Origin of the sequence: Streptomyces sp. NPDC060366 (genome assembly GCF_042725135.1) — a bacterium.
Lineage (GTDB): Bacteria > Actinomycetota > Actinomycetes > Streptomycetales > Streptomycetaceae > Streptomyces.
In genome coordinates, this window is sequence record NZ_JBHXDC010000025.1 from 23,212 (window position 1) to 45,396 (window position 22,185).

Genomic DNA, 22,185 nt, shown 5'->3' on the forward strand with positions numbered 1-22,185 from the left:
ACACCTTTTCGCGTTGATACCACTTCATGTGTAGTACTACATCGTAAGTGGTGGTCGGTGCCCAGTGCGTCCGGGACCGGCGCGGTGGATGGGCCCTCGCGGTTGAATGGGCCCATGAGCAACGACGAGGCCGACGAACAGCAGGCGTTCCGCGCGGCCCTGCCGGAGCTGCGGGTATGGGACACCGATCTGCCCGCCTTCGATCCGGCCGCCGTGCCCGACGCACCGCTGACGCTGTTCCACCGGTGGTTCGTCGAGGCGGTGGCGGCCGGGCAGAGCGAGCCGCACGCCATGACGCTCGCGACCGCCGACGCCGACGGGCGGCCGGACGTACGCACCCTGCTGCTGCACGACGCCGACGAGCGCGGCTGGCACTTCGCCTCGCACGCGACCAGCGCGAAGGGCCGCCAGCTGGCCGCCCGGCCGTGGGCCGCGCTCGGCTTCTACTGGCCGGCGCGGGGGCGGCAGATCCGGGTACGCGGCGCGGTGAGCGCCGCCGGACCCGAGGAGAGCCGGGCCGATCTGGGCGTCCGGTCCACCGGCGCGCTCGCCTCGGCGCTCACCGGGCGGCAGAGTGAAGTGCTCGGCTCCACCGAGGAGTTGGCGCGTGCGTCCGAGGCGGCGTGGGAGCGGGCGCGGGCCGAGCCGCAGGCGCCGGTCCCCACCTGGACGCGGTATGTGCTGGAGGCGGACGAGGTCGAGTTCTTCCAGGGCGACGCGCACCGCCGCCATGTCCGGCTGCGCTACCGCCGTACGGCCCCGGGCCCGGCCACGAACGGCGGCGACTGGTCCCGCGAGCTGCTCTGGCCCTGAGAGGCGTCCTGCCGATCAGGCCGGAAGCGGTCGCGGGAGTTCTCGATGTGGCCCAGATGCCGCTGGGTCCAGTCGCACATCAGGTCGACCGTCTCGCGGAGACCGCGGCCCGGTTCGGTGAGGGTGTACTCGACCTTCGGCGGCACGGTGGGGTGCACGTTCCGCTCCACCAGGCCGTTGCGTTCCAGCATGCGCAGGTTCTGGGTCAGCATCTTGTGGCTGATGCCCTCGACCTCGTCCCGCACCTCCCCGAAGCGCAGGGTGCGCTCCCCCAGCGCCTCGATGATCAGCAGCGCCCACTTGTTGGCGACGTCGGAGAAGATCTCCCGCGCCAGCGAGTCCGCGCGCCTCAGGTCCGCGTCCTCGGGCAAGCCGCTGAACTGCTTGGTCACCATCAGGTTCCCCAGTCACCAAAAAGTGCGTTCTTCCATGTCAGCCCACACTCTCCTACGGTTCCTGGGTAACCACAAGAGACCGACCAAGAGACCTCAGAGCAAGGTGGGAACCATGGCCATCACCCTCGTCGACCCGACCGGACTTCCGAAGACCGACGTCTACCGGCAGGTGTCGATCGCAACCGGATCGAAGCTGGTCTTCATCGCCGGACAGGTCGCCTGGGACGCGGACGGCGCCACCGTCGGCGAAGGAGACCTCGCCGCCCAGGTCGAGCGGTGCTACCTCAACATCGGCACCGCCCTGGCCGGGATCGGCGCCTCCTTCGACGACGTCGCGAAACTGACCGTCTACGTCGTCGACTGGACGCCCGACAAGATGCCGCTGTTCCTGGACGGGCTCGCCCGCGCGACGGCGAAGCTGGGGGTGACCCCCGTACCGCCGGGCACGCTGCTGGGCGTCGCGGCACTGGACGTACCCGAGCATCTGGTCGAGATCGAGGCCACCGCGGTCATCGACTGATCCCCCGGCGGTGCGCCCACCCAGCTGCGCGCGGCGGGCGAGGGCGACCGCGCGCAGCGTCTGATTCACGCCGACTTTCACTGCGGATTCAGCCTCCGCGCGCAGGACTTACCCGTACGTAACCGATTCGCAATCGATTCCCATCTTGACCGAGACCCAACAAGTGCCCGCTCGATTACGCTCAGCTGTCATGCCCAGCGACATCGACCTCACCAACGACCGCCCCGTGTACGTCATCGGCGGCGGCCCTGGCGGTCTCGCCGTCGCCGCCGCCCTGCGCGCGCAGGGTGTACGAGCCGTGGTGCTGGAGAAGTCCGAGGCCGTCGGGGCCTCTTGGCGCGGTCACTACGACCGGCTCCATCTGCACACCACCCGCAAGCTGTCCGCGCTGCCGGGCCTGTCGATGCCGCGGTCCTTCGGCCGCTGGGTCTCGCGGGACCACATGGTCCGCTATCTGGAGAAGTACGCGGAGTTCCACGGCCTGGAGATCGTGACCGGCGTCGAGGTCACCGGCATCGACCGCTCGGCGGACGGCGAGAGCTGGCTGCTGCACGCGACCGGCGGCCGGGAGCTGACCGGGAGCGCCGTCGTCGTCGCCACCGGCTACAACCACACGCCGCGGCTGCCCTCCTGGCCGGGTACGGATTCGTACGAGGGTGAACTGCTGCACGCGGGTACGTACCGCAACCCCCGTCCGTACGCGGGCAAGGACGTCCTGGTCGTCGGCGCCGGCAACACGGGCGCGGAGATAGCGGTCGACCTGGTGGAGGGCGGCGCGGCGCGGGTGCGTCTCGCGATCCGTACCGTCCCGCACATCGTGCGCCGCTCCACGGCGGGCTGGCCGGCCCAGCGCACCGGCATCCTGGTCCGGCGGCTGCCGACGCGGCTGGTCGACCGGGCCGGCGAGATCATGTGCCGGATCGCGGTGCCCGATCTCGCGGCGCAGGGCCTGCCGCGTCCCGACACCGGGCTGTACTCGCGGGTGCGTGAGGGCGCGATCCCGGTGCAGGACGTGGGGCTGATCGCGGCGGTGCGCAAGGGGCGGGTCGAGCCGGTCGCGGCGGTCGAGTCGTTCGACGACAACAAGGTGGTGCTGGCGGACGGTTCGCGGATCACGCCCGACGTGGTGATCGCCGCGACCGGTTACAGCCGGGCCCTGGAGGGCCTGGTGGGGCACCTCGGCGTGCTGGACGAGCGGGGGCGCCCGGTGGTGCGCGGCGCGCGCACGTCCGACCGGGCGCCGGATCTGTACTTCACCGGCTTCACGAATCCGATCAGCGGGATGCTGCGCGAACTGTCGAGGGACGCGGAGCGGATCGCGAAGGCGGTCGGGACGAAGGCGCTCAAGGCCAAGGCGGTCAAGGCCAAGGCGGAAAAGGCGAAGGCCGTCAAGCCACGCTGACCGGGGCGGTCTTGGCCCGGTTCCTGATCAGCAGGGCCATCAGCGCCGCCGCGGCGCACAGCGCGCCCGAGCCGTACCAGACCATGTTGTACGAGCCGGTGACGTCCCGCACGATGCCGCCCGCGAACGCGACGACCCCGGCGCCGATCTGGTGCGAGGCGAGCACCCAGCCGAAGACGATCGCGCTGTCGGCGCCGTAGTACTCGCGGCACAGGGCGATCGTCGGCGGGACGGTCGCGACCCAGTCCAGGCCGTAGAAGACGATGAAGAACAGCATCGGCGGCCGGACGTCCGCGCCGCCCTGCACGAGCAGCATCGGCAGGAAGAGCAGCGAGACACCGCGCAGCGCGTAGTAGACGGCGAGCAGCCGGCGCGCGTCGAAGCGGTCGGTGAACCATCCCGAGGCGATCGTGCCGATGATGTCGAAGACACCGATGACGGCGAGGAGCGAGGCGGCGGTCGTGATCTGCATGCCGTGGTCGTGGGCGGCGGGGATGAAGTGGGTCTTGACCAGGCCGTTCGTGGAGGCGCCGCAGATCGCGAACGTCCCGGCGAGCAGCCAGAAGGGGCCCGTGCGGGCGGCCTTGAACAGGACGGTGACGGCCCGCCGCGCCGCGCCGGTGACCGGGGGCGGCTTGGGCTTGAACTCGTCGGAGCCGTACGCGGGGAGCCCCACGTCCGCCGGGTGGTCGCGCAGCAGCAGCCAGACGAACGGGACGACGACGAGCGCGGACAGCGCGACGGTGATGGAGGCGGGTCGCCAGCCGTGGTTCTCCACGAGCCAGGAGAGCAGCGGCAGGAAGACGAGCTGCCCGGAGGCGCCGGCCGCGGTGAGGATCCCGGTGACGAGACCGCGCCGGGCGACGAACCAGCGGTCGGTGACGGTGGCGGCGAAGGCCAGGGCCATCGAGCCGGTGCCGAGGCCGACGAGGACGCCCCAGTAGAGGACCATCTGCCAGGCGGCCGTCATGACGACGGTGAGCGCGGAGCCGGTCGCGATGACGGTCAGCGCGACGGCGACGACCCGGCGTATCCCGAACCGGTCCATGAGCGCGGCGGCGAACGGCGCGGTCAGCCCGTACAGCGCGAGATTGACGGAGACGGCGAACCCGATCTCGCCACGCGACCAGTCGAACTCCGTGTGCAGCGGGTCGATGAGCAGCCCGGGCAGCGAGGCGAAAGCCGCGGCCCCGATGATCGTCACGAAGGTCACGGCGGCGACGAACCAGGCCCGGTGAATACGGGGCCGGGGCCGGCCGCGCGGGCCGGGGGCCTCCGCGGGTATCTCTGCTGGGGTCTCGGCTGTCTGTGTCACGTCAAGAAGCATCGGCGCCGGAGGCACACGGGACGAGTGGCCCAAAGGTCAGCGGCCAATAGGATCGAGCCATGGGGGCTACGGCCTCTCCCCCTCGGTCGTCGGGCAGGCGCTGTCGGTCCGTGCGGGGGGTGGGGTCGGTGGGGTGGATCGAGGGTGGATCACGCGTCTGAGTTCGCGGATCGGGCGCGTCGCGAAGAGTGCCGCGCAGACCAGGACGTTCACCACCGCCCCGCCCACCAGCACCTCGCGCATCCCGACCGCCTCCGCCGCCGGGCCGGCCAGTGCGCGGCCGACGGCGAGCATGATGAGGGAGCCCGCCACGTCGTACGCGTGCAGCCGGTTCAGCGCCTCCGGCGGGATCATCGTCTGCACCGTCGTGGACCACATCACCAGCCAGAACGCGAAGCCCGTGCCGCCCGCGAAGAATCCGGCGGCGAGCAGCGGCAGCGGGACGTCGTAGGCCAGCACCAGCAGATTCGCGGCGACCGCGAACAGCGCGATCGTCCCCGCGAACAGCGGTCTGGCCGGGCGCAGTCGCAGCGCCAGCAGTCCGCCCGCCACGTTGCCCGCCCCGTGGACGGTCATCATCAGGCCGAACATGGCCGAGCTGTACCGCTCGGTGACCACCACCGCCTCCAGCGGGACCATCGGCCCGAGGACGGTGACGCCGTACACCGACCAGATCGCTATCACGCCCCACAGCCACGACCGGGCGCGGAACTCGCGCCAGCCGCCGACCAGTTCGGTGAGCATCGAGTCGCCGCGGACCGGTTTCATGGTCGGCATCCGGACCATGAACAGACAGATCCCGCTGATGCCGAACGTCGCCGCGTTGACCGCGAAGATCGTGCCGGGCCCGCCGAACCCGGCCAGCGCGCCGGCCGCCGCCGGACCCGCCATCGTCGCCAGGGACTCGGCGACCCGCAGCACCGCGTTGCCGCGCTGCACGTCGGGCGAGAGTGCGGGCAGCATGCTGGCCACGCCGGGCTGGAAGAGCGCGGCGCCGAGCCCGTTGAGGGCGCTCAGCACGTACACGAGCCAGAGCGGCGGCGCTCCCCCGGCGAAGATGACTGCGAGGCCCGCCGTGCCGAACAGCCGCATCACATCGGCGAGGACCATCATCCGGCGCGGGGTGAACCGGTCGGCGAGCACTCCGCCGAAGAGCACGAACCCGGCGAAGCAGACCATCCACGCGCCGAGCGCGAAGCTGACGGACGACGCGCCGTGTCCCGATTCGAGCAGTCCGGCCGCCAGCGCGACGGGCACCATGCCGTCGCCGAAGCGCGCCACGGTCCTGGCGAGGAAGAAGAGACGGAAGTTACGGTTCCAGAGAGGGGTTTCGTCGGATTTCGCGGATTTCCCGGCCGGGCCGGGAATGGCGGGGTCCTTCGGACGCTTAGCAGTCACGGAGTCGACAGATATCAAGTGCTGGTCTGGACCACCAGGGGATTCTCGTATGACGGACAGCACGGACAGCCCGGACCGGGAGCACGCACGGTCGCCGCGCGGCACCGCACGGCCGCGCCACCGCGTCGTGGTTCTCGCGCTCGACGGAGTCCTCCCCTTCGAACTGGGCATCCCCCAGCGGATCTTCGGCCGCGCCAAGAGCCCCGAGGGCGCCCCGCTGTACGACGTGATCACCTGCTCGGTCCGCCCGCCGGGCCCGGTCCGTACGGACGCGGATTTCGACATCCTCGTGGAGAACGGCCCCGAGGCCATCGCCACCGCCGACACGGTGCTGATCCCCGCCTCGTACGAACTCGGCCCGGTCTACGAGAAGGGCATCCTCACCGACGAGCTGACCGCCGCCCTCGCGCATCTGCGTCCCGGCACCCGGCTGGTCTCCATCTGCACCGGCGGCTACGTGCTCGCCGCCGCCGGGTTCCTCGACGGCCGGCCCGCCTCCACCCACTGGTCGTCGGCCGCCCACTTCCAGCGGACCTTTCCCCGGATCAGGGTCGACGCGGACGTGCTCTTCATCGACGACGGCGACGTCCTGACCTCGGCCGGGGTCGCCGCCGGGATCGATCTCTGTCTGCACATCGTGCGCCGTGACCACGGCACGGCGGTCGCCAACGACGTCGCGCGGCGCACGGTCGTCCCGCCGCACCGGGACGGCGGTCAGGCCCAGTACATCCAACGACCCGTTCCCGACGCCCAGTTGGCGACCACCACCGCGGCCAGGGCCTGGGCGCTCGCCCGGCTGCACGAGCCGATCCAGCTGCGGGACATGGCGGAACAGGAATCGATGTCCGTACGGACGTTCACGCGCCGCTTCCGTGAGGAGGCCGGGATCAGCCCCGGCCAGTGGCTGGTCCAGCAGCGGGTCGAACGGGCGCGCCATCTGCTGGAGGCGACGGACCTGTCCGTCGACCGGATCGCGCGGGACGCGGGATTCGGTACGGCGCAGTCCATGCGCCAGCATCTCCAGGCGGCGCTCGGTGTGGCGCCGACCGTCTACCGGCGGACGTTCCGCGCGGTCGACGGCGGGAGCGAGGACCTGTGCGACGACAGCGGCGGGACCGGCGGCTCTCAGGCCTTTGTGACGGCCTTCGACGAGCCGTCCGCCCCGGCGGGGGGCCGGTCCCGGTCCCGGACCGGCTCCACGGACCGGCCGGTCACCGACAGGTCGACCGCGTAGTGCCCGAGCCCGCCGTGCCGTACGGGCGCCGGCGGCTCGTACTGCGCCGCCGGCTCCGGCTCACACCGGTCCACCTCGCACCAGATCCGCTTGCCCGAGCCCTCAGGCTGCCAGCCCCACCGGTCGGCGAGCCCGTCGACGAGCTCCAGGCCCCGCCCGTTGGTGTCCTCGCCCTGCGCGTGGCGCGGACAGGGCGGACGCGCGCTGGTGTCGGCGACCTCGACCCGTACGGTCCCGGCCTCGGCGGCCCCCGAACCGAAGAGCATCCGCAGCACGGCCGGACAGCCGGTGTGCACCACGGCGTTCGTGACGAGCTCGGAGATCAGCAGGATCAGCGTCTCCGCCAGCGGCTCGTCGTCGTTCATTCCGGAGCCGATGAGCCGCGACCGCGCCCATCGACGGGCCCGGCCGACCTCCGCCGGATCCGCCCCGACCTCCAACTGCACCTGAAGAACCTGCACCGCTCACACCATCCGAACCGGCGGGCACATCGCCTCGCGCCTCGACAAGGTCCACGACAAGGTCACAGAACGTGATTCCCTTGTGGGACAGCATGGTTGACGTACAGTCACCGCAACAAGCGCTTCGGGCATATTCCAACGCGAAGGAGTACGCGTGAGGCATACTGTGCGACGCGCTCTGCGGGTAGTCGAACAACGACGCCCCCGGCGCCTTCGTACAGTGCGATCGGCGGGCATTCCCCGGTCCGGCGTCGCCGTCCTGGCCACACCGGATCCGTCACGCCTCACCACCGCTCGCACCCGAGCGAGCGTACCGGAGCCCGCCGCCGACTCCGGGCCGTGACGGGTCACCCGAAGGACACAACCCGGTATCGACATGTGTGAACGCCACGCCGTCACGCGCAGTAACGCTCTCCGGTAGGGCTCCGCCCGGCTCGGCCGGGCGGTCCCGGACCCCCGTCCACCTCGCGGTCTACGGCTCCGGCGTCACGTAGTAGGAGGCGAACGCCGTCAGGATCTCCTCCTCGGTGATCCGGCCGTCACCGTCCCCGTCCAGCCCCCCGGCGGCCCGCGCGGCCACTCCCGGCTCCGTGCCCAGCACGATCAGGACCCGCTCGGCCGCCGCCGGCGTCACACCGTCGCCGTCCTCGTCCGCGATGGCGATCACCGCGTGCAGGAAGGGCCTGGCGATCTCGGCGAAGCGCTTGGGGCTGTCACGCAGCCTCTTCGCGGCGCCGGTGATGAATTCCTGCCGGGTGACCCGCTGGTCGCCGTCGACGTCCGCGATGCCCGCCATGCCCTGCCAGAAGGCCTCGGCCCCGCTGTAGAGGGCCTGCCCCTTGTCGGATCGTGCGGTTACGCCGAACTCCGCGAGCAGTGCCGCTGCCGCTCCGCTGAAGTCCTCGCGATCGATGTAGCCGTTGCCGTCCTGGTCGAAGGCGGCGAATCGGGAGGCGATCTTGCCCTCGTACTCTGCGCTGTCCATGCCTGGGAGCGTACGACGCCATGGGGTCGCCATGTGAAGGCTTCAGGTCTGTCCGGCGGACGGACCTCAGGCGGAGAGGGGCTGTGCTTCCTCGTCGACGGCCTCGGAGACGTCCGAGTAGACCTCGAAGAGGCGGCGCACACCGAGAGCCGCGAGAACGCGGTTCACGTGCGAGCCCTCCTCGGCGCCGTGGGCGGGCAGGATCAGATGCAGCCGTCCCTGGCAGGAGCGCATCAGCTTGCGGGACGCGATCAGGACGCCGACACCGCTGGAGTCGCAGAAGAAGACGTCGGACAGGTCCAGCACCAGCTCACGGCGGCCGGCCGCGACGGCGTCGTGGACATGCTGGCGGACCACGGGCGAGGTCACGAGATCCAGTTCTCCGGTGATGCGCAGCACCGTCCACAGACCGTGCTCGTCCTTGTCCACCTTGAGCGTCACGCCTGGACCTTCCCTCGTACCGAACCGGGGACCCTGTACGGAGTTCCGGACTCCGGTTCCGCACCGGAGGTCGTTCCTCTTCCTGGCGGCTGCCCGACTGACCTCGTATGAAACACAACGCGCACGACCCGGCGGAATTCCTTATCATCGCGAGCGGCCTCCAGGGGCGCACTTGACGCAAAGGGGCGCACTTCGATGACACTGGCCAGTACATTCGGAACGGCGGGGTCAGGTCACGGAGCAGTCACAGGGCTGGGGGTCTCATGGCGAAGGACACACCGCCCCGCTGGGACCGCAGGATGCAGCAGCGGCTCGCACGGGGTGAGGCCGCAGCGCTCGGCGAGCTCTACGACCGCTTCGCCTCGCTCGTGCACAGCCTCGCGCACCGGGTGCTCGACGACGACGAGGCCGCCGACCGGATCACCCGGGAGGTCTTCGGCTACGTGTGGGAGAACCCGGACGTCTTCGACCCGAAGCAGGGCTCGATGCGGTCCTGGATCGCCAAGCTCGCCCGCGTGCAGGCCGTGAACCGGCTGCGGCAGCTGGAGACGGCCGCCCACCGGGCCAGCGGCGAGGGCAGCGCCGAGGAGCTGGAACAGAAGATCCGCGAGGCGTCGGCGGCCGCCCGCGCCGACTACATCGTCACGTCCATGCCCGCGCCCCTGCGCGCCGCGCTGGACCTGGCGTACTTCCAGCGGCGCGACTACCGGCAGACCGCCGCCGACCTCGGAGTCACCGAGGACGAGGCGCGGCGCCGGCTGCGGCTCGGTCTGCAACTGCTCTCGTCGGCGAACACCCGCCCCCTGGAGGGCTCCTCGCCGCCCGGAAACGGACGGTCGCTGTGAACGGGCCGCTCGACGGCGGCAGGGACGGCGGCCGCGGCGGTCCCGGCGAGCCCGACGACGTGCGCGGCATCCCGCGCATACCGGGCCAGCGCGCCGCCGCCGACGACCTCGATCCGCCCCCGACGGACGTACTGCGCCGGGCCGTCGAGAGGAACGCGCGCGCCGCGCCGGCGGCGGAGCGCAGCCGCGAACGGGAAGAACCGGATGAGCCGGATGCGACAGACGAGGCAGAGAAGGCGGACGGGACAGCGGACGTGGAGTCCGGCGCGGGCGGGGGCGTGGACGTGGCCCCCGGCGCACCGCCGGAGCCTGCCCATCCGCCTGAACCCGCCGGGGAGCGGGACATGACCGGCGGGCGGGATCCGTACGCTCCGCCGCCGCCCCGTCCGCCGGCGGAGCCCCTCGGCCCGCCGCCCTCGCACTCCGTACTGAAGTCCCTGCTCGGCGCCTGGGCCCTGGCGGCCTGCTCGCCCGAGGAGACGACGCACGTCGAGAACCCTCACCGAGTGCGCGCCGTGCGCCGACGAGGCCCTCAAACTGCGCGACGCGGTCGGTCTGTTGCAGGCCGACCGCAATCTCGATCTCCCTCCGCTGCTCCGCTCCCGCGTGCTGGAGAACTGCCTCGACCGCAGGGCCGCCCGTATCCCGGTGCCGGTGTGGGCCACCCCGTACGACGCCGAGACCGCCCGGCTCGACGCGCTGCTGCGCGACTTCGGCGACGCGGAGTGGCACGCGCCGCTCCAGCTCAAGTGGTTCGAGAAGGAGGAGCGCACCGCGCGGCGGGCCACGGTCGCCGGGGTCATCGGGCACCTCATGACCGTCGACGGCCTGGTGGCCTCGGCGCTGGGACTGGACGATCCGCTGGGCGAGCAGGCGGCGCGGTCGCCGACCGACCGGACCGAGGCGTTCTGGCGTACGGCGCATCCGCCGCCCACCCGCACGATCCGCGAACCGTGGCGCGACCAGAGCCACACGCTGATCAGGACGGTGTCCTTCGCGGGGCGCGGTGTGGCCGAACTCTCCGTCTCGTACGGCGAGTTCGCGCTGCCGCTGCGGGACGCGATGATCGACCGGGCCTTCGAGTGCTGGATCCACGGCGTGGACATCGCCGAGGCGGTGGACTACCCGTATCCGGCGCCGAGCGGCCCGCATCTGCACGTGATGATCGACCTCGCCGCGCAGCTCATCCCGTCCGCCCTCGCGGCCCGCCGCCGCGCGGGCCTGGCCTCGCCCGCCCGTCAGCTGGTCGTGCCGGGGGCGCCGGGGCGCTCGCTGCATCTGGAGGTCGAGGGCGCGGGCGGCGGGAACTGGTACATCGCGCTGGACTCACCGGCCGCGGTCGGCACGGCCGAGCGCGCGGTGGCCCAGGTCGCGCTGGACGGCGTCGAGTTCTGCCAGCTGGTCGCCGGGCACATCTCGCCGGAGGAGGCCGCGGCCGGCCAGGACGGCGACCGCGAGGCGATCCGGGACGTGCTGTTCGCGGCGGCCTCGCTGAGCCGCCTCTGACACGGCGGCACCGGACGGCTACCCGAAGATCACCGTGCGGCGGCCGTTCAGCAGGATCCGGTGCTCGGCGTGCCACTTCACCGCGCGGGCCAGCGCCTGGCACTCCACGTCGCGGCCGATCGCCACCAGTTGCTCCGGGGTGACCTCGTGGCCGACGCGCTCGACCTCCTGCTCGATGATCGGGCCCTCGTCGAGGTCGGCGGTCACGTAGTGCGCGGTCGCGCCGATCAGCTTCACACCCCTGGCGTGCGCCTGGTGGTACGGCTTCGCGCCCTTGAAGCTCGGCAGGAAGGAGTGGTGGATGTTGATGATCCGGCCGTTCAGCTGCTTGCACAGGTCGTCGGAGATGACCTGCATGTAGCGGGCCAGCACGACAAGTTCGACGTCCTGCGCGCGGACCAGCTCCAGCAGCTCGGCCTCGGCCGCCGCCTTGGTGTCCCTGGTGACGGGGATGTGGTGGAAGGGGATGTCGTACGAGGCGACCAGTTCGGCGAAGTCCGTGTGGTTGGAGACGACGGCGGCGATGTCCACGGGGAGCGCGCCGGTCCTCGACCGGAAGAGCAGATCGTTCAGGCAGTGGCCGAACTTGCTGACCATCAGGACGACCCGCATCCGGTCCTCGGCGCGGTGGAGCTGCCAGTCCATCCGGAAGGAGTCCCCCACGGCGGCGAAGCTCGCGCGCAGCTTCTCCACCGTCACCGGCGCCTCGGCCGAGAAGTGGACCCGCATGAAGAAGAGCCCGGTGTCGCGGTCGCCGAACTGCTGGCTGTCCTCGATGTTGCACCCGGTCATGAAGAGAAAGCTGGACACGGCGTGCACGATGCCCTTTTTGTCCGGGCAGGACAGTGTCAGGACGTACTGGTCGGACGGGGCGGGCCGGTCGGCCTGGGCGGCGGGCTGCTGCGGGGCACTCATGACCCCAGAGGATCCCACACGGGCCCCCTGCGGGCCGGTCGTGACCGTCAGGCGGACCGCGTCGGACACGGCGGCGGCGCCTGTCGGATCAGGCGGACCGCGTCAGGATCCGCAGCACGTCGAGCGAGCGCGGCACCGTGTCCGGGTCCTCGCCGTCGTTGACGGCCAGCCGTACATGCGCCTCACGCGCCGCGCGTACCGCCTCCGGCCAGCCGTGGTGCTCCAGATATACCGATATCGGGGCGTCCGGCCCCACCTGGTGCATGATCCGCAGCACCCGCAGGACGGCGACGTCGACCAGCGCGGCCTCGCCGGAGTCGCGGAAGATCGTCCCGACGTATTTCTCCGCCGACCAGTTGTCCAGCCAGGTGTCCTCGACCAGCCGGTACACGGCGTCGGTGACATCGCCGTACCCCTCTCGGCCGGCCAACCAGAACTCCTGGTGGAAGACGGGATCGGAAAGCATGTGCAGCGCCGAGCGCACATTGCTGCGCCAGCGCCACCAGGGAATGTCATTGAGCGGCATGTCGCCCATGGTGGAGGAGCGACGGCCGCGACGGGAAGAGTTCTCCGAACCTTGCTGCACAGGAGTCGATCGTACGGTCCTCCGGCAGGCGATCACGTGGCCCCCCGTAATTCACCTCGTGGTCACGTGCGGTTGGACAAGCTCCACCTGGCAGTTACCCATAGGCCGGAAGTGTGCGGATACATGACCGGTAGGCAGCAGCGCTCCTCCCCGCCCCGCCCGTTCCACCGGAATCCGGTGATCCGTGTCCTGTGTACGGTCACGGCCGGGGCATCGGTGGTCACCGGGTGCGGCGTACTCCCTGGGGGGCCGGGGGGCTCCAGGGAGCCCGTCACCGTCATGACGTGGGCACCCGAGGGCACCGCCGCGACGAACATGCCGGGCATGCCGGCCATGGCCAAGGCCTACGCGCGCTGGGTCAACGCGGCGGGCGGTATCGACGGTCACGAGCTGCGGGTGCTGACCTGCAACGAACGCAACACCTCGGCGGGCGCCGCCGACTGCGCGCGCCTGGCGGCCAAGAAGGACGTCACGGCCGTCGTCGGCTCGTACAGCCAGCACGGCGACGCCTTCATGGCGCCGCTGGAGGCGGCCGGGATCCCGTACCTCGGCGGCTACGGCATAGCCGAGCGGGAGTTCTCCAGCTTCGTCTCGTACCCGGTCAACGGCGGCCAGGCGGCGCTCCTGGCCGGCAACGGCATGCAGCTGGCCGGGGAGTGCGACCGGGTCTCCATCGTGCGGCCCGACACGATCACCGGCGACGCGATGCCGGAACTGCTCAACTCCGGTCTGAGCAGGGGCGGCAGGGGCGGCGGGGAGACGGGCCGGGGCGAGAGCGAGAAGGCGACGGACATCCGGGCGGCCGAGGACGCCACCGACTACACCGACTCGGCGGAGCGGGCGCGTGAGAACGCGTCCGACGGCTGTGTCACGGCGGTGCTCGGCGACCGTACGGAGACGTTCTTCGACTCCTACCGGCGGCTGTCCGACGACGGCGGGGACATTCGCATCTCCTCGGTGCTCGGCAGCGTCGGCCAGCCCCTGGTGGACCGCACGGGCGGTTCGAAGGGCCTCTTCGAGGGCGCGTACGTCACGGGCTGGTACCCGCAGGCGTCGGATCCGGCGTGGGGGCCGATGCGGGACGTGATCCGCGAGCACGCGTTCGGCGACGACAGCATCGACCCGGCGGAGCCGGGCGTGCAGACGACATGGATCGCCTACACCGCGCTCAAGTCGGTGGTGGAGTCGATCGACAGGGACAAGATCTCCTCGGCCACGTTCTCGCACGCGCTCGACAAGGGCGCGAAGGTCGAGACGGGCGGCCTCACGCCCACGCTGCGCTGGCGCTACGAGGACATGCTCGGCTCGCCCGGCTTCCCGCGCATCGTGAACAGCGAGGTGACCTTCCAGGTGGTACGCGAAGGCCAACTGGTCTCGCTGAAGGACGGCTTCGTCGACGTACGCGGAACACTGAGCGACGCGGGCCCCAGCGCGTAGCGCGGTGTCCTCGATCGCCGGACGGGCTCAAGAGAGCCCGCCCGTCCGGCGATTGAGGACAGAAGAGGCGTCACAGCTCCGTCGGGGCCCGCTCCGTGAGGCCGTACTTGGTCGCGATGCCGTTCCACAGGCCCGACGCCTTGCGCTTCGCCGCCGTCGCCTCGCCGCTCGCGACGTGGCCTTCGGAGGCCGCCTTCGTCGTACGGGCCTTGCCGCCCTTGCAGCCCTTCTTCGTCTTCGCCTCGCCCGCCCACGTCGCGTAGTGGTCGTCCGCCGAAGCGGACGCCTGCCACGCCTTGGTCAGCGAGGACGACAACTGGCCGTGCTGGGGCAGCTTGTCGAGGGTCAGTTCCTTGAGCCGGGCGACCAGGTCGCGGCGCTGGTCGGCCGCGCCCTGGAGGTCGCTGACGGCCTTGTCCAGGTTCTCGCAGGTCTTGATGGACTCGACCGCGCTGATCACCGCCGCCCGGCTGTCGTTGCTCTCGGCGAGGAGCTTGTCCAGCTCCTCGGCCTGGGGCTTGGCGGGGTCGGCCGGCTGCTCGTCCTCACCCGGACCGGAGGGTGAACTCTCCGACGACACCGTCTGGTTGTTGTCCTGCTTCTTGGAGTCGTCCCCGCTCATCAGCCAGCCCGCGCCGAGTCCGAGGACGGCGCAGCCGACGACGACCGCGGCGATCAGCGGGATCGGTGAGGACTTGCGGCGCCCGGCGGCCCGGCCCTGCGGGCCCGACGGCTCCTGCGGGCCGCGCGGCGGCTGCCCGTACGGGGGCGGTGCGCCGCCCTGTCCGTAGCCCTGCGCCGGCCCCTGCTGCGGGTTCCCCTGCCGGCCGCGGCCCTGCGGACCGCCCCTGCCCCGGCCCGGACCGGCGGCCGGACCGGCGCCCGGACCCGCGGCCGGGTCGAACTGCGGCAGTTGCTGCGTCTCGTCCGGCACCTGACCCGTGCCGGGGCCCTCGCTGCGGAAGAGGCTGTCGAACTCGGCGGGCGGCTGACGGTCGCCGGGGGCGCCGGGCCTGATGCCGTACGGCGCGCCCTGGGGCGCGGCCGGGATGTCGTTCGGGCCCTGCGCGGGGACGGGCGCGATGAACTGCGTCGCGTCCGCGTCCGACGTGCCCCGGGCGGGCGGGGCCGGCTGGACGGTGCCGAGGTACTGGGTGGACTCGGCGGGGCGCTCGGGCGGCAGCCCGCCGGGGTTCCGGCCCTGGTCGTACTGCGGCACCGGCGGTATGAACTGCGTGGCGTCCGCGGCCCCGGCGGCGGGCACCGGCGGTATGAACTGCGTGGCGTCCGCGCTGCCGAAGGGGCCGCCGGGGGCGGCCGGGGGCGGCGTCTCGGCCGGCAGGGGCTGCGCACCGTACGTGCCGCCGTGCGGCGCTCCGTACTGCTGCTGCGGCGGCTGCGCCTGCGGAAGGGGCTGTGCCTGCGGCTGCGCGGGCGGCAGAGGCTGCTGCGGGTGGTACTGCTGCTGTTGCTGCTGAGGGGGCTGGTACTGCTGCTGGGGCGCCTGCGGGTAGCCGTAACCCCCGCCTCCGTACGCTCCCGTGGCGTCATACGACCCGTGGGCGCCCGAATCCAGCTGCGGCGCCTGCGGCGGCGGCAGTTGATGCCCCTGCGGCTGCCCTGGTGGCTGTCCTTGCGGGTCCGGCTGAGGGGCCCCGGGCCCCCAGGGCTGCCCCCACGGCTGACCGCCCGCCGGGGCGGACTGGTCGGCGGCCGGGGCGCCGGGGATCAAGGGGGGACCGCCGTCGGCGGGCAGCACGATGCCTTCGTGCGCGGGCCGAGCGGCAGGCGACTGCGACTCGTCCCTTTGTCCGCTTTGCGTCACCGGGACTCCTAGTGTGGACCTACGGAATCGTCAGTTCACGCTACCGGGTGAATCAGGAGCCCTGCTACGCGCCCGGAAATCAGTCACAACCACCCGTGTTCAAGACACCCGCCGATGATGCGGATCAATCGGACCAACCGCGCCCGGCGCCCGCGACCGTCCGCGACCGCTCGGGCCGGCCCGTCCGCCCCGGTCACGGACCCGCCGCCCGAGCCGCGCGCCGCCTCATCGGCGCCTCACGGGCCTCGTGGTCAACACGGCGCAACACCCGCCCGGTGGCTGTACGACGTTCCTGCGACCGCCGTACAGCCGTGCTCCGGGCAGAAGTTGTAGCAAAGCCGTGTCACGCGGCCTGGATCTCCAGCCGGGCGCTGAACTCCCGCACCGCGGGCTCCTTGCCGTACGGCTCCAACCGCTGCTGGAGGTCGTCCAGATACTCCGCCCCCCTGCTGGAACGCAGGGAGCCGAGCAGCTCCACCGCGCGCGTGCCCGTACGGCACGCCTCCTCCACCTCGCGCTGCTGGACCTGCGCCGTCGCCAGCAGCACCAGGCCGATCGCGCGCCGTCTCGCCCGGGACTCCGGATGCCCCGCCAGCGAGTCGGACGCGTGGCGCGCCGCCGCCTCGGGCTGCCCCAGATCGCGGTAGCAGTGGGCCAGCTCGTCGGCCAGATAGGCGTGGTCGAAGTGCGCGATCCACACCGGATCGTCGCCGCCCTCCGGATCCGCCCGCTCCAGCGCGGTGACCGCCCGGCCCGCGACCGCGTGGCACTGGTTCACGTCGCCCATCAGGGCGTGCCCCCGCGCCTCGGCGGCCAGGAACATGGCCTGTGCCCTCGGGGTGACGTGCCCCCGCGCGCCTTCCTGCGCGGCCCGCGCCAACTGGGCGATCTCGCGCGGGTTTCCGAGCTGGGCCGCGAGATGGCTCATGGACGCGGCGAGCACATAGCCGCCGTATCCGCGGTCCCCGGCGGCCTGCGCGAGCCGCAGCGCCTGGATGTAGTACCGCTGGGCGAGCCCCGGCTGGCCGGTGTCCACCGCCATGTACCCCGCCAGCTCGGTGAGTCGGGCGACGGTGGCGAAGAGTCTGCGGCCGACCGCTTCGCGGTACGACCCCGAAAGCAGGCCCGACACCACGCTGTTCAGATAGTGCACGACGACCGGGCGGGCGTGGCCGCTGCCGAACCGGTGGTCCAGCTCGACCAGGGCGGACGTCATGGCGGCGACCGCCGCGACGTCCGAATCCCCCACCCGCGCACCGGTGTTGCGGGCCACCGACGCGTCCGCGCCGGTGATCAGCCAGTCCCTGCTCGGCTCGACGAGCGCCGACGACGCCACCGCCGATCCGGACAGGAAGTCACGCCGGCCCACGTCGCTGCGCCACAACTCGCAGACCTGCTCGATCGCGCCGACGACCGTCGGCGAGAACTGGAGTCCGATGCCCGAGGCGAGATTCTTGCCGTTGGCCATCCCCAGCTCGTCGATCGTGACCGTGCGCCCCAGCTTGCGGCCCAGCGCCTCGGCGATGATCCCCGGGGCCCGGCCGCGCGGCTGCTGGCCACGCAGCCAGCGCGCGACGGACGTCTTGTCGTAGCGGAGGTCGAGGCCGCGTTCATTTCCGACCATGTTCACCCTGCGGGCGAGGCCGGCGTTGGAACAGCCCGCTTCCTGGATGAGTGTTTGCAGCCGTTCGTTCGGCTGACGGGCGACGAGAGGTCTGGCTGCCAATGGATACCCCCTGTGGCCGCGGTGATCGACTGAGCGATCACTGCCCGGCGGAAACGCAGTAAATGCGTGCGATGGTCGAAATCAGCAATCTTCGGTAACTTTCGGGAAACGCCGCCCGCTTGGCACCGAGATATGTGTGATCCGCCTCACGCCTCGCGCCTCCCCGATGGCAACCCCCGGTCACCGGTTGTGGTTACCCATCGACACGCCGCAACCTCGCGCGCGCCCCCGCACATGCACCAGTGCGCCCCGTGTGCCGGATCGATGCGCCTTCGCGACGCTCCGCGGCGCCCGTAACCCGACGTGCGGGCGGGAGTTGTGTTCATCGTGGACAAGACCATCGGAGTGACGGGCGTCACGGACGCCGCGCAGATCCCCCAGCAGCGGGGCGAGCCGCTGCTGGACAGCGCCGTGCGATACGCGGAGGAGCGGCACTGGGACGTGTTCCCCGGCACGTGGCTGGAGGCGGTGGACGGCAAGGAGCGCTGCTCGTGCGAGCGTTCCGACTGCCCGGCCCCCGGGGCGCATCCGACGAGGCCGGACTGGGCGACGCAGGCGACGGGCAGCGGTGTCGCCGCGCGCAGGCTGTGGTCGAAGCAGCCGCGCTCCTCGGTCCTGCTGCCGACGGGCCGCACGTTCGACGCCATCGACGTGCCCGAGTCGGCGGGATTCCTGGCGCTCGCGCGGATGGAGCGGATGGAGATGACGCTCGGCCCCGTCACCTGCACCCCCGAGCGCCGGATGCTCTTCTTCGTACTGCCGGGCGGCTCGCTCAAGGCGGACGACCTGGTAAAGAAGTTGGGCTGGTCGGCCTCGGCGATCGATCTGGTGGCTCGCGGCGAGGGGCACTACGTCGCCGCCCCGCCCACGCGCGTCGGCGGTTACGGCGCCGTGCAGTGGGTCCGGCGGCCCACCCCTGCGAACCGCTGGCTGCCCGACACCGAGGAACTGATCAGCCCGCTGGCGTACGCCTGCGGCCGGGACGCGGCGGCGGCGCGGTCCCGGCGGACCTGAGGGGCTCGCTCGTGGCCGTCCTATGGTGGGTCCTCTCGACACCTCGAAAAGGAACACCGAAGGGCAGTGCGGCATGCCGGATCACGTACCGGACCTAGCAGCGGAGCAAGCAGGGCGACAGACGGCGGCCGGGCGGCCGGACGCCGAGCGGGAGGCGCGGGAAGCTGTGCCGGACGCGGCGGGCGGGGCGCGTACGGCGGGGCCGCCCGCCGTACGCGTGGAGGGGCTGTGGAAGCGCTTCGGCGATCAGGTCGCCGTCGCCGGGATCGATCTCGATCTGCCCGCCGGCCAGTTCGTGGGTCTCGTCGGCCCGAACGGCGCGGGCAAGACCACCACGCTCTCCATGGTGACCGGCCTGCTGCGGCCGGACATGGGCCGGGTCCAGGTCGCCGGGCACGACGTCTGGGGCGATCCGGTCGCGGTCAAGGCCAGGATCGGCGTACTGCCCGAGGGGCTGCGCCTCTTCGAGCGGCTCTCCGGACGCGAACTCCTCGGATACACCGGCCGGCTGCGGGGGCTGCCCGGTGACGAGGTCGACAAGCGCGCCACCCAACTCCTGGACGTACTGGACCTGGCGGGCTCGCAGCACAAGCTCGTCGTGGACTACTCGACCGGTATGCGGAAGAAGATCGGCCTGGCGTCGGCGCTGCTGCACAACCCCGAAGTCCTGTTCCTGGACGAGCCGTTCGAGGGCGTCGACCCGGTGTCGGCGCAGACGATCCGCGGTGTCCTGGAGCGCTACACCGAGTCCGGCGCGACCGTCGTGTTCTCCAGCCATGTGATGGAGCTGGTCGAGTCGCTGTGCGACTGGGTCGCGGTGATGGCCGCGGGCCGTATCCGCGCGCAGGGGACGCTCGCGGAAGTACGGGGCGACGCGCCGTCGCTCCAGAGCGCGTTCCTCGAACTGGTCGGCGCGCAGGGCCGCGACACCGGCGAGTCCCTGGACTGGCTGGGCGGTGCCCGATGAGCGCGGAGGCCCCGGCCGGCGGCACGGGTCTCTCCGGGACGCCGGGTGAGACCGCTCCCGCCGGTCCCTCCGGTCCTGCCGCATCCGCGGGCCCCGCCGGTCCTGTCGGCTCGGGTACGACGCCCGTCGCCACCCTCGGCACCCGCGCCCTCGCGCCGGTCTTCGTACGGCTGAAGCTGTCGCTGCTGCGCAACGGGCTCCGGCAGTCCTCCGGCCGTACCGCCGCCTATGTGGTCTCCGTCGTCTTCGCCCTGCTCATCGCCGCGGGCCAGCTCCTGGGCCTGATCCTGCTGCGCGGGAACGACGGCGCGGGCACCCTCGTCGTCGTGCTCACCGCGATCGTGGCCCTGGGCTGGGCGATGCTGCCGCTGTTCTTCCCCAGCGGCGACGAGACGCTCGACCCGAGCCGCCTCGTGATGCTGCCCCTGCGGCCCCACGCGCTGATCGGCGCGCTGCTCGCCGCGTCCCTGGTCGGTATCGGGCCGCTGTTCACGCTCTGTCTGGTGCTGGGATCCGCGATCGCCGTCGCGCACGGCGGCGCCGCGATCGCGCTGTCGGTCGTCGTCGTACCGCTGACCCTGCTGGTGTGCCTGGCGCTGTCGCGGGCCGTGGCCGCGGCGAACATCCGGCTGCTGACCTCGCGCAAGGGCCGGGACCTGGCCGTACTGAGCGGTCTGGTGATCGCCGTCGGTATCCAGTTCGTCAACTTCGGTGTGCAGAGGCTCAGCGAGGCGGGCGGGCTGTCGGCGCTCGACCCCGTGGCGGACGTCCTGCGCTGGCTGCCGCCCGCGTCGGCGATCGGCGCCGTGGACTCGGTGAGCGAGGGCGCGTACGGGCGGGCGGCCCTGCAACTGCTGCTGTCGCTGGCCGCGTTGGCCGCGCTCATGTACTCGTGGCAGCGGTCGCTCGTGAAGCTGATGACCGCCCCGGACGGTTCGACGATCGCCGCCGCCGGACCGGCCCGCAAGGAGTCGGCGTCCGGGCTGAGCCGGCTGCTGCCCGAGGGGCGTACGGGGACGGTGATGCAGCGGAGCCTGTGGTACGTGTGGCGCGACCCCAAGACCAAGGCGGCGTGGATCACTTCGCTGGCGATCGGGCTGATCGTGCCGCTGGTGAACGCCCTTCAGGGCAGCGGCTCGATCTATCTCGCGTGCTTCGCGGCGGGGATGCTCGGCATCCAGATGTACAACCAGTTCGGGCAGGACACCTCCGCGTTCTGGATGGTGGCCCTGACGATTTCCTCCACCCGTGACGCGTATCTGGAACTGCGCGCGCGGGCCTTCGCCCTGCTGGTGATCACCCTGCCGTACTCGGCCCTGGTGACGATCCTGACGGCCGCGCTGCTCGGCGACTGGCGGGCGCTGCCCGAGGCGCTCGGGCTGTCCTTCGCGCTGCTCGGCGCGATGATGGCGACGGGCGCCGTGGCCTCGGCCCGGTTCCCGTACTCGATCCCGCAGGACAGCGCGTACAAGAACGTCGCTCCGGGACAGGGCGGGCTCGCGTGGATCTCGATCCTCGGCGGCATGCTCGGCGGCGCGCTGCTGTGCGCGCCGGTGATCGGGCTGACGATCGGCCTGCACGTGTCGGGCGCGGACGGCCTGACGTGGCTCGTGCTGCCGGCGGGAACCGCGTACGGCGCGCTGATCGCGTGGGCCGGGGTGAAGGTGGCGGCGCCGCAGACGGCATCGAGGCTGCCGGAGATCCTGACGGCGGTGAGCAAGGGCTGATCGGTGCCGTCGGCGCGGGTCCGGGCCCGCGCCGTGGCGGAAGTGACCGCCGGGCAGAGGCCCGCTACCGGGGCGGCGACCTGCACGGGGCGGTCCGTCGGCTCGGGGCGTACCGCCCGGATGCCCATGACCGGCCGCCCCGGACCGATCCACCGAAACTGCGCCGTCTTAAGCTCACCCGTATGACTGTCTCCCTCAGCGCCGCCGCCCGGAAGATCCTCGACGGCCGCAATCCGGCCGTCCTGTGCACCATCAACCCGGACGGCAGTCCGCAGTCCTCGGTGGTCTGGGTCGGTACGGACGGCGACGACCTGGTCATCTCCTCGCAGGCGGGCCGCCGCAAGGTGACGAACCTGGCCGGTGAACCGAGGGTCAGCCTCAGCGTGTTCGACCTGGCCGACCCGGAGCGATACGTGGAGGTGCGCGGCACTGCGACCGCCGGTGAGGATGTCGGCCGGCGGACGGCCGTCGCGCTCGCCGAGAAGTACGAGGGCCCCGGCGCCGGGCAGGAGTACCTGAACCTGCCGCCCGACGTCGTACGCGTCACGATCCGGATCACCCCGGACCGGCTCACGGGCAACTCGGCGGCCTGACCCGGCAGACCGGGCGGCATTCGCGGGCCCTCCGGGAGCCGATGCTTTTCCCGCCGGCCCCCGCCCCG

Annotated in this window: 20 protein-coding genes and 1 pseudogene; 11 read left to right on the plus strand and 10 right to left on the minus strand. The window is 71.9% G+C overall.

The window, feature by feature from the left end:
* Positions 1-114 precede the first annotated feature (114 nt).
* On the plus strand, positions 115-813 hold the full coding sequence (locus ACFWHU_RS35050) for a pyridoxal 5'-phosphate synthase (protein ID WP_387230091.1): 699 nt from the start codon (positions 115-117) through the stop codon (positions 811-813).
* Here the strand turns inward: ACFWHU_RS35050 and ACFWHU_RS35055 are convergent.
* The gene (locus ACFWHU_RS35055) at positions 744-1,208 is read right to left on the minus strand and encodes a winged helix-turn-helix transcriptional regulator (protein WP_387230093.1); all 465 of its coding nucleotides are present in this window, start codon (positions 1,206-1,208) and stop codon (positions 744-746) included. The genes ACFWHU_RS35050 and ACFWHU_RS35055 overlap by 70 nt on opposite strands.
* Before the next feature lie 112 nt (positions 1,209-1,320).
* On the opposite strand from ACFWHU_RS35055, the gene ACFWHU_RS35060 reads away from it, so the two are divergent.
* Together ACFWHU_RS35060 and ACFWHU_RS35065 are read left to right on the plus strand one after the other, a co-directional pair.
* A complete protein-coding gene (locus tag ACFWHU_RS35060; protein ID WP_387230095.1) occupies positions 1,321-1,728 on the plus strand; it encodes a RidA family protein in 408 nt (135 codons plus the stop codon).
* 190 nt (positions 1,729-1,918) lie between these two features.
* Positions 1,919-3,130, plus strand: coding sequence for a flavin-containing monooxygenase (locus ACFWHU_RS35065; protein WP_385804199.1), 1,212 nt, complete (start codon positions 1,919-1,921; stop codon positions 3,128-3,130).
* On the opposite strand, the gene ACFWHU_RS35070 is transcribed toward ACFWHU_RS35065, so the two are convergent.
* Positions 3,117-4,457, minus strand: a complete 1,341-nt coding sequence (locus ACFWHU_RS35070; protein ID WP_385804196.1) for an MFS transporter — start codon at positions 4,455-4,457, stop codon at positions 3,117-3,119. The two genes, ACFWHU_RS35065 and ACFWHU_RS35070, sit on opposite strands and share 14 nt — an antisense overlap.
* 66 nt (positions 4,458-4,523) lie before the next feature.
* Positions 4,524-5,855 carry an MFS transporter gene (locus ACFWHU_RS35075; RefSeq protein ID WP_385804193.1) on the minus strand — a complete coding sequence of 444 codons (1,332 nt, stop codon included), beginning with the start codon at positions 5,853-5,855 and terminating at the stop codon, positions 4,524-4,526.
* A gap of 49 nt (positions 5,856-5,904) precedes the next feature.
* Between ACFWHU_RS35075 and ACFWHU_RS35080 the strand changes: the two genes are divergently transcribed.
* Positions 5,905-7,089 (plus strand): GlxA family transcriptional regulator, encoded by a 1,185-nt coding sequence (locus ACFWHU_RS35080; protein WP_387230098.1) that lies wholly within the window; start codon positions 5,905-5,907, stop codon positions 7,087-7,089.
* Here ACFWHU_RS35080 and ACFWHU_RS35085 read toward each other — a convergent pair.
* From ACFWHU_RS35085 to ACFWHU_RS35095, 3 genes are all read right to left on the minus strand, one after another.
* Entirely contained in the window at positions 6,981-7,550 is a 570-nt protein-coding gene (locus tag ACFWHU_RS35085; RefSeq protein WP_387230100.1) for an ATP-binding protein, read from the minus strand. The two genes, ACFWHU_RS35080 and ACFWHU_RS35085, sit on opposite strands and share 109 nt — an antisense overlap.
* 472 nt (positions 7,551-8,022) lie before the next feature.
* Positions 8,023-8,535 carry an EF-hand domain-containing protein gene (locus tag ACFWHU_RS35090; protein ID WP_385804185.1) on the minus strand — a complete coding sequence of 171 codons (513 nt, stop codon included), beginning with the start codon at positions 8,533-8,535 and terminating at the stop codon, positions 8,023-8,025.
* A gap of 66 nt (positions 8,536-8,601) precedes the next feature.
* Positions 8,602-8,976 (minus strand): STAS domain-containing protein, encoded by a 375-nt coding sequence (locus tag ACFWHU_RS35095; RefSeq protein WP_385804182.1) that lies wholly within the window; start codon positions 8,974-8,976, stop codon positions 8,602-8,604.
* 263 nt (positions 8,977-9,239) lie between these two features.
* Here ACFWHU_RS35095 and ACFWHU_RS35100 point away from each other — a divergent pair, with 263 nt between their 5' ends.
* Positions 9,240-9,821, plus strand: coding sequence for a sigma-70 family RNA polymerase sigma factor (locus ACFWHU_RS35100; RefSeq protein WP_387230102.1), 582 nt, complete (start codon positions 9,240-9,242; stop codon positions 9,819-9,821).
* A gap of 254 nt (positions 9,822-10,075) precedes the next feature.
* A pseudogene (locus tag ACFWHU_RS35105) lies at positions 10,076-11,327 on the plus strand (maleylpyruvate isomerase N-terminal domain-containing protein).
* A gap of 18 nt (positions 11,328-11,345) precedes the next feature.
* Here the strand turns inward: ACFWHU_RS35105 and purU are convergent.
* Together purU and ACFWHU_RS35115 are read right to left on the minus strand one after the other, a co-directional pair.
* A complete protein-coding gene (gene purU, locus ACFWHU_RS35110; protein ID WP_385804173.1) occupies positions 11,346-12,242 on the minus strand; it encodes a formyltetrahydrofolate deformylase in 897 nt (298 codons plus the stop codon).
* 88 nt (positions 12,243-12,330) lie between these two features.
* On the minus strand, positions 12,331-12,768 hold the full coding sequence (locus ACFWHU_RS35115; protein WP_239064903.1) for a hypothetical protein: 438 nt from the start codon (positions 12,766-12,768) through the stop codon (positions 12,331-12,333).
* A gap of 183 nt (positions 12,769-12,951) precedes the next feature.
* Here ACFWHU_RS35115 and ACFWHU_RS35120 point away from each other — a divergent pair, with 183 nt between their 5' ends.
* On the plus strand, positions 12,952-14,265 hold the full coding sequence (locus ACFWHU_RS35120) for an ABC transporter substrate-binding protein (RefSeq protein ID WP_387230105.1): 1,314 nt from the start codon (positions 12,952-12,954) through the stop codon (positions 14,263-14,265).
* 70 nt (positions 14,266-14,335) lie between these two features.
* Here ACFWHU_RS35120 and ACFWHU_RS35125 read toward each other — a convergent pair whose 3' ends face one another.
* Together ACFWHU_RS35125 and ACFWHU_RS35130 are read right to left on the minus strand one after the other, a co-directional pair.
* Positions 14,336-16,090, minus strand: a complete 1,755-nt coding sequence (locus tag ACFWHU_RS35125) for a hypothetical protein (protein WP_387230107.1) — start codon at positions 16,088-16,090, stop codon at positions 14,336-14,338.
* A 343-nt stretch (positions 16,091-16,433) separates the two neighbouring features.
* On the minus strand, positions 16,434-17,816 hold the full coding sequence (locus tag ACFWHU_RS35130) for a transcriptional regulator (RefSeq protein ID WP_387230109.1): 1,383 nt from the start codon (positions 17,814-17,816) through the stop codon (positions 16,434-16,436).
* A 327-nt stretch (positions 17,817-18,143) separates the two neighbouring features.
* Here ACFWHU_RS35130 and ACFWHU_RS35135 point away from each other — a divergent pair, with 327 nt between their 5' ends.
* From ACFWHU_RS35135 to ACFWHU_RS35150, 4 genes are all read left to right on the plus strand, one after another.
* Positions 18,144-18,830, plus strand: a complete 687-nt coding sequence (locus ACFWHU_RS35135; protein WP_385802692.1) for a bifunctional DNA primase/polymerase — start codon at positions 18,144-18,146, stop codon at positions 18,828-18,830.
* Positions 18,831-18,903: 73 nt separating this feature from the next.
* Positions 18,904-19,797 (plus strand): ABC transporter ATP-binding protein, encoded by an 894-nt coding sequence (locus ACFWHU_RS35140; RefSeq protein ID WP_385802693.1) that lies wholly within the window; start codon positions 18,904-18,906, stop codon positions 19,795-19,797.
* Positions 19,794-21,524 (plus strand): transporter, encoded by a 1,731-nt coding sequence (locus ACFWHU_RS35145; RefSeq protein WP_387230111.1) that lies wholly within the window; start codon positions 19,794-19,796, stop codon positions 21,522-21,524. The genes ACFWHU_RS35140 and ACFWHU_RS35145 overlap by 4 nt, the downstream gene beginning before the upstream one ends.
* 182 nt (positions 21,525-21,706) lie before the next feature.
* Positions 21,707-22,117, plus strand: a complete 411-nt coding sequence (locus ACFWHU_RS35150; protein ID WP_385802697.1) for a PPOX class F420-dependent oxidoreductase — start codon at positions 21,707-21,709, stop codon at positions 22,115-22,117.
* Positions 22,118-22,185: the final 68 nt, after the last annotated feature.

What these genes read in the sequence shown, in the direction of transcription:
- ACFWHU_RS35050 (WP_387230091.1), top strand. Translation starts at nt 115, where the DNA reads ATGAGCAACGACGAGGCCGACGAACAGCAGGCGTTCCGCGCGGCCCTG.
- ACFWHU_RS35055 (WP_387230093.1), bottom strand. Translation starts at nt 1,208, where the DNA reads ATGGTGACCAAGCAGTTCAGCGGCTTGCCCGAGGACGCGGACCTGAGG.
- ACFWHU_RS35060 (WP_387230095.1), top strand. Translation starts at nt 1,321, where the DNA reads ATGGCCATCACCCTCGTCGACCCGACCGGACTTCCGAAGACCGACGTC.
- ACFWHU_RS35065 (WP_385804199.1), top strand. Translation starts at nt 1,919, where the DNA reads ATGCCCAGCGACATCGACCTCACCAACGACCGCCCCGTGTACGTCATC.
- ACFWHU_RS35070 (WP_385804196.1), bottom strand. Translation starts at nt 4,457, where the DNA reads ATGCTTCTTGACGTGACACAGACAGCCGAGACCCCAGCAGAGATACCC.
- ACFWHU_RS35080 (WP_387230098.1), top strand. Translation starts at nt 5,905, where the DNA reads ATGACGGACAGCACGGACAGCCCGGACCGGGAGCACGCACGGTCGCCG.
- ACFWHU_RS35090 (WP_385804185.1), bottom strand. Translation starts at nt 8,535, where the DNA reads ATGGACAGCGCAGAGTACGAGGGCAAGATCGCCTCCCGATTCGCCGCC.
- ACFWHU_RS35100 (WP_387230102.1), top strand. Translation starts at nt 9,240, where the DNA reads ATGGCGAAGGACACACCGCCCCGCTGGGACCGCAGGATGCAGCAGCGG.
- purU (WP_385804173.1), bottom strand. Translation starts at nt 12,242, where the DNA reads ATGAGTGCCCCGCAGCAGCCCGCCGCCCAGGCCGACCGGCCCGCCCCG.
- ACFWHU_RS35115 (WP_239064903.1), bottom strand. Translation starts at nt 12,768, where the DNA reads ATGCCGCTCAATGACATTCCCTGGTGGCGCTGGCGCAGCAATGTGCGC.
- ACFWHU_RS35120 (WP_387230105.1), top strand. Translation starts at nt 12,952, where the DNA reads ATGACCGGTAGGCAGCAGCGCTCCTCCCCGCCCCGCCCGTTCCACCGG.
- ACFWHU_RS35140 (WP_385802693.1), top strand. Translation starts at nt 18,904, where the DNA reads ATGCCGGATCACGTACCGGACCTAGCAGCGGAGCAAGCAGGGCGACAG.
- ACFWHU_RS35145 (WP_387230111.1), top strand. Translation starts at nt 19,794, where the DNA reads ATGAGCGCGGAGGCCCCGGCCGGCGGCACGGGTCTCTCCGGGACGCCG.
- ACFWHU_RS35150 (WP_385802697.1), top strand. Translation starts at nt 21,707, where the DNA reads ATGACTGTCTCCCTCAGCGCCGCCGCCCGGAAGATCCTCGACGGCCGC.